This is a genomic window from Pseudoalteromonas sp. APC 3250, from assembly GCF_030407915.1.
Taxonomy (GTDB): Bacteria; Pseudomonadota; Gammaproteobacteria; order Enterobacterales; family Alteromonadaceae; genus Pseudoalteromonas; species Pseudoalteromonas tetraodonis.
In genome coordinates, this window is sequence record NZ_JASDCM010000015.1 from 17345 (window position 1) to 32075 (window position 14731).

Genomic DNA, 14731 nt, shown 5'->3' on the forward strand with positions numbered 1-14731 from the left:
GTAATGCTTGTTTGACCGCTATGAATCTGGCGAACAGGCAATTTTAGTCCATATCGACTTACCTAAAGAGGGGGATCGTGAAGATCTCCACGAATTAGAAATGTTGGTATCTTCTGCTGGTGTTAGTAGTTTGGCGGTTGTGCAAGGCAGCCGTCAAGCACCACATCCGAAGCTATTTGTCGGTACCGGCAAAGCAGAAGAAATAGCTGAAATTGTCAAAATCCACAATGCCGATGTTGTCATTTTTAACCATCAGTTAAGTCCGTCTCAAGAACGTAATTTAGAGCGTGTTTGCCAATGTCGGGTGCTTGATAGAACCACACTTATCCTCGATATTTTTGCTCAGCGCGCACGTACTCACGAAGGTAAACTTCAAGTTGAGTTAGCGCAGCTTCGTCATATGTCGACTCGTTTAATCCGAGGTTGGACCCACCTTGAACGCCAAAAAGGCGGTATTGGTTTACGTGGTCCTGGTGAAACGCAGTTAGAAACCGATCGACGTTTATTACGTGCACGTATTAAAAATATACGCGCCCGTTTGGCTAAAGTTGGCGTACAACGTGAGCAAGGTAGACGAGCACGTACTCGTAATGAGATCCCAACGGTTTCTTTAGTGGGCTATACTAATGCGGGTAAATCAACCTTATTTAACCGTATTACAAATTCTGATGTGTATGCCGCTGATCAGTTGTTTGCAACACTAGACCCAACCTTACGCAAATTAGATATTGGCGATGTTGGTTCGGTTATTTTAGCGGATACTGTAGGGTTTATTCGCCACTTACCGCATGACTTAGTGGCTGCATTTAAAGCAACGCTGACAGAAACGCGAGAGGCTGATTTACAATTACACGTGATAGATGTAGCCGACCCTCGTCGAAAAGAAAATATTGAACAGGTACAAGAAGTACTCAAAGAAATTGAAGCTGATGATGTACCGCAATTACTTGTATACAACAAAATTGATGCGCTGGATGATGTAACCCCACGTATTGATCGCGATGACGAAGGCCAACCTATAAGGGTATGGTTATCAGCAAAAACAGGTGAAGGTTGCGAGCTGCTAAGTGAGGCTATTAGTGACCTACTAGCTAAAAAGATGTTGAGTGAAACTTTACTACTGGCTCCTCAGTATGGACGTTTAAGAGCATCTTTATTTAACTTAAGTGCAGTACATAACGAACGTTTTGATGAGCAAGGTAATTGGTTGCTAGATGTGCGATTACCTATGATTGAGTGGAATCGTTTGATTAAAGATTTTGGCCCAGAGATTGAAAGTTTTATTAGCTGCGACTAAAAACTGAAAGATTAATGTCGGTTTTAGTATAAGAAATGCATAAGATTTGTTAGATTTAACACAATTTCCGAATTTATTTAGATAACAATGGAGTATAGCTATGGCCTGGAATGAACCGGGTAATAATGGCAATGACAAAGATCCGTGGAATAACAAAGGCGGACGTGATCAAGGCCCACCTGATTTAGACGAGGTGTTCCGTAAATTCAGTAACAAGTTTAACGGCTTATTTGGCGGTAAAAAATCCGGCAATGGTAGCGGCGGTGGACTTGGCGGAGCCGGTATTTCATTTGTACTTATTATCGCTGCCATTGTGTGGGCGTTAAGCGGTATTTATACGGTGAAAGAAGCTGAACGCGGTGTCGTTCTTCAATTTGGTAAGTTTGACCGAATTGCAGATCCAGGCTTGCGTTGGAAAATGACCTTTGTTGAGACGGTTATTCCAGTCGATATCGAAGCTGTTCGTTCGTTATCAGCATCAGGCTTTATGCTAACTGAAGATGAAAACGTAGTAAGCGTTGAGTTTGAAGTACAGTATCGAGTAATCGACCCATACTTATACAAGTTTAGTGTCACTAACGCTGACAGCAGCCTTGAAGAAGCATTAGATAGTGCACTGCGTTATGTTGTTGGCCATTCAAAAATGGACCAAGTACTGACTAACGGCCGTGAAGTTGTGCGTCAAAATACCTGGGATGAGCTAAATCAAATCATCGAACCTTATAACTTAGGTTTAATCGTAACTGACGTTAACTTCAAGGATTCACGTCCGCCAATGGAAGTTAAAGATGCGTTTGATGATGCAATTGCAGCCCAAGAGGATGAACAACGCTTTATTCGTGAAGCCGAAGCGTATGCCCGTGAAATTGAACCGCGTGCGCGTGGTCAAGTAACGCGTATGACGCAAGAGGCTGAAGGTTACCAAGAGCGTATTACTTTAGAAGCGCAAGGTGAAGTGGCTCGTTTTGAGAAATTACTTCCAGAATACCAAGCAGCTAAAGAAGTAACACGCGAGCGTTTATACATAGACGCAATGCAAGAAGTATTAGGTAATAGCTCTAAAATATTGGTTGACGTTAAGGGCGGTAACAACATGATGTATTTACCACTTGATAAAATCATGGAAAAACAGGGTTCATCAACACGCGTTGCTTTACCTAGCTCAAGCGATATTAACGATTTACGTAACAAGGTAAATACGTCACGTAACAGCACTGTTAATAGTGGTAATGATCGCTTTAACAATGATCGCTTCAACGACGGGAGATAAGCATAATGAAAAACTTTAGTTTAGTAATCCTATTAGCTGCCATTGTAATGTGTTTCTCGTCAGTATTTGTGGTTTCTGAAGGCCAAAAGGCGATTGTACTTTTATTTAGTAAAGTACAAAAAGACAGCGATGATCAAGCGGTAGTTTATGGTCCAGGTCTACATCTAAAAGTGCCATTTTTTAGCCAAGTGCGCCGCATTGATGCGCGTATTCAAACGCTAGATGGCACACCGGATCGCTTTGTAACTAGCGAGAAAAAAGACTTAATTGTTGATTCGTTTGTAAAATGGCGTGTTAACGACTTTAGCTCTTTTTACCTGCGTGCACGTGGTGATAAGCAATACGCTGAAACACTGCTTAAGCAAAAAGTAAATAATGGCCTACGTACTAACTTTGGTACTCGTACTATTCGTGAAATTGTATCGGGTGAACGTAGCGAGCTGATGGAAGAAGCGTTAGTACAAGCCTCTGAAAGTGCTAGTGAGCTGGGTATTGAAGTACTTGATGTACGTGTTAAGCAAATTAACTTACCTCAAGAGGTGAGTAGCTCTATTTACCAACGTATGCGTGCTGAGCGTACTGCCGTTGCTAAAGAGCACCGTTCTGAAGGTCAGGAAAAAGCAGAGACGATTCGTGCAGGTGTTGACCGCCGAGTAACAGTAATGCTTGCTGATGCAGAACGTAATGCGCGTTCTGTTCGTGGTCAAGGCGATGCTGATGCTGCTGCGATTTACGCTAGTGCTTATAATAAAGACCCTGAGTTCTTTAGCTTTGTTCGCTCTTTAGAAGCTTACAAGCAAACTTTCAAAGGAAAGCAAGACGTGATGGTGTTATCACCGGATAGCGACTTCTTCCAATACATGAAAGGCGCGAAAGCTCAGTAATCACAGCTTTAGTTAAATTTAAAAAGCCCTGCAATTGCAGGGCTTTTTGTTATCTGAATTTTAATCTTATAAATCACTGTTATTTATGTGATTATTAGCTAAACACTGATGTTTACTAAGGGCACGAGGAAAAAATAAGCTAAACGGGGTGAACTTTGCTTTAGTTTTCTGGTAAAATCTCGTCCTAATTTTCTCTAAGTGAATTTGCAATGGGTAAAAACGTTGTAGTACTAGGCACCCAATGGGGTGACGAAGGTAAGGGTAAGGTAGTTGACCTCCTTACAGATAAAGCATCTTTAGTAGTTCGTTATCAAGGTGGTCATAACGCTGGCCATACCTTAGTGATCGACGGTGAAAAGACAGTTCTACACCTTATTCCATCGGGTGTATTACGTGACAATGTTAAATGTGTGATTGGTAATGGTGTTGTTTTATCACCAGAAGCGCTAATGAAAGAAATTGGCATGCTTGAAGAGCGTGGCGTACCAGTACGCGAACGTCTTTTAATCAGTGAAGCATGTCCGCTAATATTGCCTTTCCATGTTGCATTAGATGTAGCTCGCGAAACAGCGCGTGGCGATAAACCAATCGGTACAACGGGTCGTGGTATCGGTCCAGCGTATGAAGATAAAGTAGCACGTCGTGGTTTACGTGTTGGCGATTTATTCAATCCTGAATTATTTGCTACTAAGTTAAAAGAAGTATTGGAATACCACAACTTCACATTAGTGAACTACTACAAAGTAGATGCAGTAGATTTTCAAAAAACGTTTGATGACGCAATGGCTGTTGCTGACATCTTAAAAGCAATGGTAGTTGATGTAACTGAGCTTTTAGATCAAACGCGTAAAGCCGGTGACAACATCTTATTTGAAGGTGCACAAGGTACATTACTTGATATCGATCACGGTACTTATCCTTATGTTACATCTTCAAACACTACTGCTGGTGGCGTTGCTACAGGTGCGGGTTTTGGCCCATTACACCTTGATTATGTACTAGGTATCATTAAAGCGTACACAACACGTGTAGGTTCAGGTCCTTTTCCTACAGAGCTTTACGATGGCCTTGAAAAACAAGACCCAGTAGGTAAGCATTTAGGTGACAAAGGTCATGAGTTTGGTGCTACTACTGGTCGTTTACGTCGTACTGGCTGGTTAGATGCAGTGGCTATGCGCCGTGCAGTTCAAATTAACAGCATTTCAGGTTTTTGTTTAACTAAACTTGACGTTCTAGACGGTTTAGAAACACTTAAAATCTGTACTGGTTATAAGCTTGAAGATGGTACTGTGACTAACGTTACGCCATTAGCGGCTGAAGGTTACGATAAAGTAACACCAGTATACGAAGAAATGCCTGGTTGGTCTGAAAATACCGTGGGTGTAACATCGCTTGAAGGTTTACCTAAAGCAGCAATTGATTACATTAAACGTATTGAAGAAATCACGGGCGTCCCTGTTGATATTATCTCTACAGGTCCAGATCGTGTTGAAACCATGATACTTCGTAGCCCATTTGCATAATTGGGTTTATGTTGAAAAGAAGCTGCCATGTGCAGCTTTTTTTATGCCTATAAAAAAGCACACCTATTAATAGTGGAACGATCTTTGTATATTATTTGGTAAGTTTATTTTTAAAGTGGTTAATATGCGTTTATCTTCTCGTTGCTCAGTGTGGTCATTATCACTACTTACACTTTCTTTATTTAATATAAGCAATAGCTTAGCTGAAGAAAGCCCTGCAGCTGTGCCGCTGTATACTGAATCTGAGTTAATAGCTTTAATTAATGAGAACACTCATCTAGCCCGCGTCAAGGCAGATAATTGCCAGTTAGTGCAAGATATAGAAGCGCGAGCCAATAAAATGGCATTGCCGTCGTATCAATTTTTATACGGTGATATGCTCGCCTACAAGGTGTGTGTTGAGCGTGATGTAGCTTTAGGTGTGTATTACATGAAAAAAGCGGCTGAGCAGGGCTTAGCGGCAGCATTAGAGCAGCTAGGTCGCTATTACGATGTTGGGCAGTTAGTCCAAAAAGACAAAGCCATGGCAATAACCTACCTCCGTGAGGCCTCAGCGCAAGGTAACTTAAAAGCGCAATTACGATTAGTGGGCTTGTTTAATCAAGGCTATGGTAGTCCAAGAGACTTTGAAGATGCTTATCGTTGGCTGTTTAACACCACGGTAGCCGATAAAGCGACACATAAAAAAATAGAGCGAGCATTAACTAAACTTGCTGAAAAAATGCCAGCTAGTGTCGTTACCCGCGCGCGCTTACCTATGTAACCTAAACTCTAGCTAGAGAAAATCAACCTAATTATGACTATGATTTAATATGTTAGTAAATCTCTTAATCAGAGTTTAGGTTTGTAAATAAAAAAGCGAGAGTGCTTTTTTTAGCACTCTCGCTTTTTAGTTATTACTCGTCTTTTTTATTGTCTTTGGCTTTGTTATTGGCCGGATCTTTTAATAGCGATATTTTAGGCGGTTGCAATGCAACTACTCGTTCACCCTCTTGTGGTGGCTTTTCCATATCACTGGTAAAAGGCCTCATTTTCACTGGTGCGTCTTCATCACTGTCTTTATCCCCTTTGAGAATAAACAGTGGGATCGCTTCAGGATTCATTTCTAAATACTGCTGCCAGCTAAACTCTTCAGATATACGTGTTGCACTCACTTTACCGCCTTTGGCAATAACACTGCTTAAGCGTGCATATGCGCCGTTTTCACCAAACAGAATTTGTCGAGATAAAAACGTCGCACTGTCTTTATTTGCTTTGGCGTGCGAAGAAGAGGAACGTAGTGAAAATACATTTTTTTCATTTAATAAATGAGAGAAGTACTGCACCCCTAATGCGTTGTGGTGGCGATTAGGTGAAAGCGCTAAAACACTGCGAATCGTGGTTAAAGGTAAATAACGTTCAGCATGCTCCGATTGCGGGTTACCGTAATAACAAGGCAGGCCATCCATGCGCGCCATTCTACAGTTCTCCCAAGCAGGATCTGATAGATGAACAGGAATATTTTGCTCTTTTAAGCCACGTGCAATTGCACGCGATACATGGTTTGCACCAATGATTAAAATAGTATTAGGGGATGGTTGACGCACTCCAAGTAGTTTCGCAACAGGGATAGCCGTTAAGCTTTGCAGTACCACAGTAACAATAATAACAGTAAATATGAGTGGCACCATTTTTTCGGCATCGGCCACTCCCGCTTCCATCATACTCAGCGCAAATACTGAACCAACGGCTGCTGCAACAATACCGCGAGGTGCAATCCAAGCAAGTACTAGGCGTGATTTCATCGGTAAGTCTGTACCAAAGGTTGAAATAGCAATACACAATGGGCGCGCAATAAATAGCACAATAGCTAAAAATATAAAGACGTCGCTGTCGAGCATCATTAAATCAGAGAGTTGTAGTCTTGCGGCCAATAAAATAAATAAAGTTGAGATTAAAATCATCGACAAATCTTCTTTAAACTCGAGTACCGAATCTATTTCCAAGTCATCTTGATTAGCTAACCAAATGCCAAACACCGTCACAGCCAGTAAGCCTGACTCATGGCTTATGTGGTTTGAAATAGAAAAGCTAATTAACACTAACGCTAAAATACCAAACTTATGTAGCTCAAATGGCAGCCATTCTCGGCGCATTAGTTGCGTCGTGATCCAACCCGAAACCACACCAATACTTAAACCAACGCCAACGGTTTTAACCAGTGCAACGATAGTGTGGCTAAGTACTTCACCCTGACCAACCAGCATTACGGCTTCAAACACTAACACTGCAAATAAAGCGCCAATGGGGTCTATTACTATGCCTTCCCAGCGTAAAATACGATCGATATCCTGGGTAGGTCGCATCGAGTTAAGTAATGGAGCAATAACGGTTGGCCCCGTAACAACAAGCACTGCGCCAAGTACTGCAGCAACTCGCCAATTTAACTCGAGTAACCAATAGGCGCTAAAACTAATAACAATACAAGTTGTAAGCATACCAATAGAGCAGAGGTTTCTGACGACTTTACTGATCCCTTTAAGTTCTCGAAAATGTAAAGTTAAGGACCCTTCAAATAAAATCACAGCGACACTCAAAGAGACCACAGGAAAAAGTAAATCACCTAATAATGCATCAGGGTCTAATACGCCACTAAATGGCCCTAATAAAAGCCCTGTAAGCAATAAAAACAGAATAGCGGGTACTCTAAACGCCCAAGCGACCCATTGGGCTAACACTGAACACAGTGCAATACCGGCTATATAAATTGCTGACATAGAGTAAAAACTCCTTAATTTTAATAATGTTTAAAAGTATAACGGTTACCAACCAGTAATACAGTGGGTATACACGTGTAAATTAAATTTAGCTAATAAATAATGTTTATTTATTTAGTGTTAACGTCTTTTGTGAGAGTGTTATCAAAGTTATAGTCTCTATAATTACCATTTATAGTAGTCTAACTTTATGATATCTATTGCAAAATGTGCATGCCTTGTCTGTTATCACCTATTTAGCTTTAATTTTAGCCTTGATCTAAGCGGCTATTTTAACGTATTATACTTCGTGTTCGAATAATTAGTTATCTAATAAAGTTTGTTGTTTAAGTAAGTAAACGTGTTAGATATAAACATCTTAACTCTCTTAGTGATTGTTTCAGCGATGTTTTATAATGTTCGAACATAAAATATCATTTACCGAACTCTTTGGTATAGTTTTGCTCAAGGTGTTTATTTGCTTAACGCATATAAATTAAAGTTTGAGTTGAATTATTACCTTTCAATATTTAATCCCCATCGTGGCGGTTAAATCTCGGTCCTTAAGTCATCACCCTATCTGTTGGTGTACCAGACTTAAGAGGCTCTATGTATGTTGTTAATAAAAAAGCCGCACACAGCTTTTTACAGCGATACATAAACAACACTTTATATTTTTTTAGTTAGTACAATCCAATTTTATTGGGTTAATACTATTTATTTTTTGCATCTCAATTTAAAACAATGGTTTTAGAGACGGTGTACGCGTGTGTAAAAAAAGTGTGGGCAATGATAAACAAATTCGACGTTATGTTTTAAACATAGCGACCTGGTTTCATTCATCAGTGTGATGAATACAAATAAAATGGAAAGTTGAGCATTTATGCAAAAGTTAAATTGGCGACGTATCGTACTTAAAGTGGGCAGTGCCTTAATTGCACCCGATCAAGATGGCTGTCGTTCACGCTACTTGTTAACCATCGCACAGTTTATCGTTCACTGTCGCGCACGTGGTATAGAGGTTATTTTAGTGTCATCAGGCTCTGTAGCGGCAGGCTCGCATTTATTTCCATCAGAGAAGCCGCGCTCAGTTGTTATGAAAAAAGCCATGGCAGCAGCAGGGCAAACAGAAATGATGGCCATGTGGGATCGTTTCTTTGATTTTCCTTCGGCGCAGCTACTATTAACTCATGGTGACCTACGTGACCGTGAGCGCTATCAAAGTATTCGTGAAACTGTATTTACCTTGTTAGAACACGGCGTGCTACCTATCATTAATGAAAATGATGCGGTGACAACAGATGATTTAAAAGTGGGTGATAACGATAACTTATCAGCTATGGTGGCAGCTGCCGCTGACGCTGACGCATTAATGATTTTTTCAGATGTAGATGGGCTGTACGACAAAAACCCAAATTTGCATGACGATGCCGTATTATTGCCTGAAATAAAATCAATTGATGATTCTATTTATGCTATGGCAGGATGTGCTACCAGTGCAGTAGGCACCGGTGGTATGAAAACCAAGATTGAAGCGGCAGAAAAAGCCACATCACATGGTATTGCAACGTATATTATTAACGGCTTTAAAGAAGAAACCTTTACTCGTTTATTAGCGGGCGAAAATCCAGGTAGTGTGTTCTTGCCTTATGAAAAACCAATGCAAGACTCTATTCACTGGATGACACATACCGCAAATGAACAAGGTGAAGTGGTTGTCGATGGGTCATTTGATGATTCACTAGAAGGCGAAGACGGCTGTTTACGAGGCGATGAGATCAAGGAAGTACATGGTGAGTTTGCTGTGGGCGATACTATCTTAGTTCGCAGTGAAGATGGTACGCGTTTAGCTAAAGCCACAGCAAATTACAGTAGCTGTTTGTTAAACTTTATTGCAGACAACGAACAGAGTGAATTCAGCGAAAAAATGCAGGATTCAATTGGACCAATTATTTCAGAAAAAGATATCGCATTATTGGAGAAGTCATGAGTTTAATTACGGATATATCACGCCAAGCAGCAAAAGCTGCACATACACTTGCTTTACTCGATACCGAGACTAAAAACAACGTGTTAACCGATATGGCAGCGGCATTAAGAGATCAAAAAGAATTTATAATCAAAGAAAACGAAAGTGACCTAAGCGCTGCGCGTGACAATAATTTAGCAGCGTCAATGATAGACCGTTTAACATTGAATGATGAGCGCATTGAAGCGATGGCTGAAGGTATCGAAGTGATTGTTTCACTTGATGATCCGGTTGGCCAGTTACGTGATATCACTGAACGTCCAAATGGCATTAAAATTCGTAAAATGCGTGTACCACTGGGCGTGGTATGCATGATTTACGAAGCACGACCTAATGTAACGGCTGACGCGGGTGCATTGTGCTTTAAGTCGGGTAATGGTGTTATTTTGCGCGGTGGTAAAGAAGCGCTTAAAAGCTCACAAGCCATTGCTAGTGTAATGCACAGCGTGCTTACTAAACATGGTTTGCCAACGGCGCTAATTTCAGTTATTCCAGATCCTGACCGTGCTTTACTAATGGAATTAATGCAGCAACGCGACAGTATTGATTTAATTATCCCACGGGGCGGTGAAGGGCTTATTAACTATGTAACAGAAAACAGTACAATTCCTGTTATTCAGCACTTTAAAGGCGTGTGTCATTTATACGTAGATAAAGATGCAGACTTAGAAGTGGCACTTAATCTACTACTTAATGGTAAGACTCAGCGTACTGGTGTATGTAATGCACTTGAGGGTTTAGTGGTACACCAAGATGTAGCTGATGAGTTTTTAAATTTGTGTGCAGTTGTACTTCGTCAAGAAGGTGTAAAAATTAATGCTGACGCTAAAGCGGCTGAATATTTTGATAATGCCACTGTGCTTGCAGATAACGAATTTGGTGAAGAATATTTAGATTTAGAAATTGCTATTCGTATAGTGCCAAGCTTTGATGCAGCCGTTGAGCACATTGCTCAATTTGGCTCAAATCATACCGAAGTTATCTGTACTAAAAACGATGCTGCGGCAGAGTTATTCCAACGTAGTGTGGATGCATCGGTTGTTATGGTTAATGCGTCATCACGTTTCTCTGATGGCTCACAACTAGGTTTAGGCGCCGAGATTGGTATTGCAACGACTAAGCTGCATGCTTATGGTCCAATGGGGCTTGAGTCACTAACTACTGAGAAATATTTAGTTAATGGTGTTGGTCAAGTTCGCGAATAACTTACCCAACCTAATAAACGATAAAAATGCCGAGCTTTTGCTCGGCATTTTTGATCTCGATTTAGCAAAATCAAACAACTAAGCAAACATAAAGATTAAAACAGGGCAAAAAATTATTAACAGAGAAATTTATTTAGAATATAAAAATAAGGATATTACTTAGGGGAGAGAGTAGGAAAGTGGTGGAGCTAAGCAGGATCGAACTGCTGACCTCCTGCGTGCAAGGCAGGCGCTCTCCCAGCTGAGCTATAGCCCCACATTCCTAATTTACATACAATGTAAATGCTTAAGTGCTGAGTCTCAAGCGGGGTGAACTTTAAATATTTTTACGATTTTGGTCAAGTATTTTTTCACAAATTTTTCCGTTTTAACTAATTTTTGTTAAACTCGAGCTCAATATTTACTAAAACGACAATACATAATGAAAAAATACGCGTTAGTTTTCATGATTTTCCTTTTTGGTTGTGCCAGTTCAGTAGATGAACCGCCCTACGAAATTAATAATAAACAATTTTATGACACCCTTGATGAGCAAGGTAACAAGCTTTTTGCTTATGTGGTTTCTGTAAAGGCTAAAAGTCGTGAGCAAATTAATGTCAATAAAAAACTAACCCGCAGTGATGTTCAGCGTTTTGCTGAGCAAGAGCATTTTGAAGAGTCGAGTGTTTTAAAATTACAATTAGAAGATCAAGCGGTAGAGTTTCTTAATAAAGAACTAGCACAGCGTAACTATTGTGCAGATAAGCATGAAATAAACGAAGTACTATGGCGTGATTTAAGTGTGCAGCTAAGAGGGCGTTGTTTGTAGTATGTTAGCGGATAAACAAAAACTAGCGGCAGTGTTAGCCCAACTAAATATAGAATATGACGTAATAGAACATCCAGCGCTACATGGCAGTTTAGATGCCGATGAACTGATGGTAAATCGCCCAGGAACACGCTTAAAAAACCTATTTTTGCGAGACAACGAAGGTAAGCGTCATTTTTTAGTGATCACCGCGCATGATAAACAGTTGGATTTAAAGTCACTTGCTAAACAGCAAGGGCTATCGCGCTTAGGCTTCGCCTCTAATGAGCGCTTGGCTAAGTACTTAAAGGTTGCACCTGGTTGCGTGTCAATGCTCAGCTTAATGAACGACAAACAACGAGATGTAACGCTTTGGCTTGACCAAGATATTTGGTTTGGCGATTTATTTCATTGCCACCCGTTTGAAAATACCCAAACATGGTTATTAACTAAGCCTGATTTACTGCGTTTTTTTGACTTTACTGAGCATCAGCCGCGGGTGATGTTTTTGCCATCGCGCTGAGCCCACAAAATAAGCCCTAGTCCACACAAACACACAGCGAGTAATGTTGCCATAAACGCCGTTTGTCCATGAGTTTGATAAACCACCCCAGGTAATAACGAGCCCAGTGCGCCGCCGCTGTAATAAAATGATACATAGCACCCGTTGGTAACGCTTGGCGGTGCGTGACTGATTTTATTAACCAGTGGTGCCGCTGTGGAATGAATTACAAACATAGCGCCACAAAAGAGTGTGAATGCAATTAAAAACAACAACAGTGAATGACTAATTAATAACACAATACTGAGGTTATAAAACACGAATACCGCGGCCAACAATCGCCAGGCTGAAGTCATTTTTTTTAATAGCCAAGGAGTGAAAATAGAAGCCAAAGCACCCACCAAATAGCCACTATAAACAAAGCCAATGTCGCGCGTGTTATTAATTAAAAAGGTATTTTTTAAAATAAAAGGCAAGTAGTTTAATAATGCTGCAAAGCAAAAAAACATACAAAAAATGGCACCATAGAGCTTAAGTGCAGAGCCCTCTTTAAGTTGTTTTATATAATCTAATGGTGATAAAACCTCGGTTGATTTAACGAGATTAAAACGTTTATGGGGAATACTTAACGCTAGAATAATCAGCATGGCTGCTATTAGGTAATAAAAACTCTGCCACGACCAAACATCGCTAAAGAGCGCAGCCAATACACGACCAAAATAACCACCGACAATCGTACTACCTATATATAGCGTCATATTTTTTTGTAATGTATCGGCTTGATAGCTCATACCAATAAAGCTGGTCATGGCAGTCAATGCGGCAGGTAAAGTCAGTCCTTGTAAAAACCTTACCAGTAGAAGTAATTCAAAACTCGGGGCATAAATAAATAAGATACAACCCACACCCAGTAACAACATAGCGAAGCGTAATATCAATAAAGGGTTTCGCTTAGCTAAAAACAGTCCATACACCAAAGGGGCAATAGCTAAAGGCAACATAGTGGCCGTCATTAAGCTGCCTGCAACAGCAGGAGCAACATTAAATTCAGTAGCAAATAAACTTAATAATGGCTGTGGTGCGTATAAAACAAAAAAAATGAAAACTGAACAGATGAGTAGGTGAGGTAAGCGCATTAACTGCCATATACATTGCTTATTAGTTGAGCTGCATTATATACAAAACTGCTAGGGTTTTCATAAATTAACCTTTATTGCGCTAAATCATGCTTTGTTTTCAGTAGTTTGTTAGATTAATACCAATAGCGCTGTTATTTACGCTCGTTGGTGATTAAAATAGCATTAATATTCGTTTTTAGTGGGAACACGCCATGGGGTCACTACAAGAGCAATTGCTCCAAGCTGGTTTAACAACATCACATAAAGCTAAAGTTGCTAAATCAGAAAAGCGCAAGCAACAGAAAAAGCAAAAGAAGGGAGCGACGAGCAACCCGAACGATTTACAAAAGCATATTCAGCAAACTAAGTTGGAGCAGCAGCAAAAAGCTGAAGAGCTCAATAAAGCGCGCCAAGAAGAATTAAAGCAGCGCGAGCAAGTCGCCCGTGTTAAGCAAATTTTAGAGCATCATAATCAAGAGTCAATTCGCGGTGAGCGTACCTTTAACTTCACTTATGAAAATAAAGTGAAAGGGCTTGATGTGAATGAGCAAACGCAAAAGGCGCTCTCGGGCGGGCGTTTAGCTATTTGTGTGTTAGAAGGTCAGTTTTACGTATTAGAAGATGAGCCTGCGCGTAAAGTGGCTGAGGTGGATGAAAAGTATATTGTGTTTCATGTTGAGCCTGAAAATAAAGCCAAAGATGAAGACGATCCGTATGCTGATTTTGAAGTGCCAGACGATCTTATTTGGTAAGCCTATTAAGTATCTGCTCAGTTAAAGCAAGCTAGTATGTGTTTTATGAGGGATACACGTATTTGTTCTGATTGATCGTCAAACCTTACCAAGGACGTATGCTTTTTAAAGATTTATTGACTACAATAATCACAACCGTTTTTTTTTAACCGTAAAAAGAAGAGTAAATACAATGAGCAAGATAAAAACACTTTTATTAGGCGCGGGTATTGGTTTAGCCGCAAGTTTTTCATTTTCAGCAGCCGCTGCAGATGGCGCTGCACTTTACACAGCTAAAAATTGTCAAACATGTCATGGTGCAGAAGGTAAAGCACCTATTATGGCGATGTACCCTAAACTAAATGGTCAAAACAAAGAATATTTAGTAGCGCAAATGAAAGACATCAAGTCAGGCGCTCGTAACAACGGTATGTCTATGGCGATGAAAGCGATGGTTGCGACTGTGACTGATGAAGAATTTGAAGCGATTGCCGATTACCTATCAAAAGTACAATAACCGTTAACGCTAATTAAAAAGAGCCACACCTATGTGTGGCTTTTTTATTTGGTGATTGCCATCATGCTAATACTCATTTAGACTTCTAAACATCTACAATCACTAGCGCTATGCTGTGTTTTAAAAGGCTTGT

Annotated in this window: 13 protein-coding genes and 1 tRNA gene; 11 read left to right on the forward strand and 3 right to left on the reverse strand. The window is 40.3% G+C overall.

The window, feature by feature from the left end:
• The first annotated feature begins 7 nt into the window (after positions 1 to 7).
• From hflX to QL986_RS14380, 5 genes are all read left to right on the forward strand, one after another.
• Positions 8 to 1297, forward strand: coding sequence for a ribosome rescue GTPase HflX (gene hflX / locus QL986_RS14360; protein WP_024601936.1), 1290 nt, complete (start codon positions 8 to 10; stop codon positions 1295 to 1297).
• 100 nt (positions 1298 to 1397) lie between these two features.
• The gene (gene hflK / locus QL986_RS14365) at positions 1398 to 2567 is read left to right on the forward strand and encodes an FtsH protease activity modulator HflK (protein WP_013466024.1); all 1170 of its coding nucleotides are present in this window, start codon (positions 1398 to 1400) and stop codon (positions 2565 to 2567) included.
• Positions 2568 to 2572: 5 nt separating this feature from the next.
• Entirely contained in the window at positions 2573 to 3451 is an 879-nt protein-coding gene (gene hflC / locus QL986_RS14370) for a protease modulator HflC (protein ID WP_013466023.1), read from the forward strand.
• Between the two features lie 209 nt (positions 3452 to 3660).
• A complete protein-coding gene (locus QL986_RS14375) occupies positions 3661 to 4974 on the forward strand; it encodes an adenylosuccinate synthase (RefSeq protein ID WP_024601937.1) in 1314 nt (437 codons plus the stop codon).
• Between the two features lie 124 nt (positions 4975 to 5098).
• Positions 5099 to 5737 (forward strand): tetratricopeptide repeat protein, encoded by a 639-nt coding sequence (locus QL986_RS14380; RefSeq protein ID WP_013466021.1) that lies wholly within the window; start codon positions 5099 to 5101, stop codon positions 5735 to 5737.
• A gap of 133 nt (positions 5738 to 5870) precedes the next feature.
• On the opposite strand, the gene QL986_RS14385 is transcribed toward QL986_RS14380, so the two are convergent.
• The gene (locus QL986_RS14385) at positions 5871 to 7730 is read right to left on the reverse strand and encodes a sodium:proton antiporter (RefSeq protein ID WP_013466020.1); all 1860 of its coding nucleotides are present in this window, start codon (positions 7728 to 7730) and stop codon (positions 5871 to 5873) included.
• A gap of 862 nt (positions 7731 to 8592) precedes the next feature.
• Here QL986_RS14385 and proB point away from each other — a divergent pair.
• Entirely contained in the window at positions 8593 to 9699 is a 1107-nt protein-coding gene (gene proB / locus QL986_RS14390) for a glutamate 5-kinase (RefSeq protein WP_013466019.1), read from the forward strand.
• Positions 9696 to 10943, forward strand: a complete 1248-nt coding sequence (locus QL986_RS14395) for a glutamate-5-semialdehyde dehydrogenase (protein ID WP_024601938.1) — start codon at positions 9696 to 9698, stop codon at positions 10941 to 10943. Before proB ends, QL986_RS14395 begins: the two co-directional genes overlap by 4 nt.
• Positions 10944 to 11123: 180 nt before the next feature.
• Here QL986_RS14395 and QL986_RS14400 read toward each other — a convergent pair.
• Positions 11124 to 11199 (reverse strand) — tRNA-Ala (locus QL986_RS14400).
• A gap of 165 nt (positions 11200 to 11364) precedes the next feature.
• Between QL986_RS14400 and QL986_RS14405 the strand changes: the two genes are divergently transcribed.
• Positions 11365 to 11751 (forward strand): hypothetical protein, encoded by a 387-nt coding sequence (locus QL986_RS14405; protein WP_024601939.1) that lies wholly within the window; start codon positions 11365 to 11367, stop codon positions 11749 to 11751.
• 1 nt (position 11752) lies between these two features.
• The gene (locus tag QL986_RS14410; protein ID WP_024601940.1) at positions 11753 to 12253 is read left to right on the forward strand and encodes a prolyl-tRNA synthetase associated domain-containing protein; all 501 of its coding nucleotides are present in this window, start codon (positions 11753 to 11755) and stop codon (positions 12251 to 12253) included.
• Here the strand turns inward: QL986_RS14410 and QL986_RS14415 are convergent.
• A complete protein-coding gene (locus tag QL986_RS14415; RefSeq protein WP_024601941.1) occupies positions 12220 to 13368 on the reverse strand; it encodes an MFS transporter in 1149 nt (382 codons plus the stop codon). The two genes, QL986_RS14410 and QL986_RS14415, sit on opposite strands and share 34 nt — an antisense overlap.
• A gap of 194 nt (positions 13369 to 13562) precedes the next feature.
• On the opposite strand from QL986_RS14415, the gene QL986_RS14420 reads away from it, so the two are divergent.
• Both QL986_RS14420 and QL986_RS14425 read left to right on the forward strand, forming a co-directional pair.
• Positions 13563 to 14102 carry a DUF2058 domain-containing protein gene (locus QL986_RS14420; RefSeq protein WP_010391699.1) on the forward strand — a complete coding sequence of 180 codons (540 nt, stop codon included), beginning with the start codon at positions 13563 to 13565 and terminating at the stop codon, positions 14100 to 14102.
• A 172-nt stretch (positions 14103 to 14274) separates the two neighbouring features.
• On the forward strand, positions 14275 to 14598 hold the full coding sequence (locus QL986_RS14425) for a c-type cytochrome (protein WP_010391700.1): 324 nt from the start codon (positions 14275 to 14277) through the stop codon (positions 14596 to 14598).
• Positions 14599 to 14731 lie beyond the last annotated feature (133 nt).

Excerpts from the sequence above, each read along its gene's own strand:
- hflK (WP_013466024.1), top strand. The coding sequence starts at position 1,398 with ATGGCCTGGAATGAACCGGGTAATAATGGCAATGACAAAGATCCGTGG.
- hflC (WP_013466023.1), top strand. The coding sequence starts at position 2,573 with ATGAAAAACTTTAGTTTAGTAATCCTATTAGCTGCCATTGTAATGTGT.
- QL986_RS14375 (WP_024601937.1), top strand. The coding sequence starts at position 3,661 with ATGGGTAAAAACGTTGTAGTACTAGGCACCCAATGGGGTGACGAAGGT.
- QL986_RS14380 (WP_013466021.1), top strand. The coding sequence starts at position 5,099 with ATGCGTTTATCTTCTCGTTGCTCAGTGTGGTCATTATCACTACTTACA.
- QL986_RS14385 (WP_013466020.1), bottom strand. The coding sequence starts at position 7,730 with ATGTCAGCAATTTATATAGCCGGTATTGCACTGTGTTCAGTGTTAGCC.
- proB (WP_013466019.1), top strand. The coding sequence starts at position 8,593 with ATGCAAAAGTTAAATTGGCGACGTATCGTACTTAAAGTGGGCAGTGCC.
- QL986_RS14395 (WP_024601938.1), top strand. The coding sequence starts at position 9,696 with ATGAGTTTAATTACGGATATATCACGCCAAGCAGCAAAAGCTGCACAT.
- QL986_RS14405 (WP_024601939.1), top strand. The coding sequence starts at position 11,365 with ATGAAAAAATACGCGTTAGTTTTCATGATTTTCCTTTTTGGTTGTGCC.
- QL986_RS14410 (WP_024601940.1), top strand. The coding sequence starts at position 11,753 with ATGTTAGCGGATAAACAAAAACTAGCGGCAGTGTTAGCCCAACTAAAT.
- QL986_RS14415 (WP_024601941.1), bottom strand. The coding sequence starts at position 13,368 with ATGCGCTTACCTCACCTACTCATCTGTTCAGTTTTCATTTTTTTTGTT.
- QL986_RS14420 (WP_010391699.1), top strand. The coding sequence starts at position 13,563 with ATGGGGTCACTACAAGAGCAATTGCTCCAAGCTGGTTTAACAACATCA.
- QL986_RS14425 (WP_010391700.1), top strand. The coding sequence starts at position 14,275 with ATGAGCAAGATAAAAACACTTTTATTAGGCGCGGGTATTGGTTTAGCC.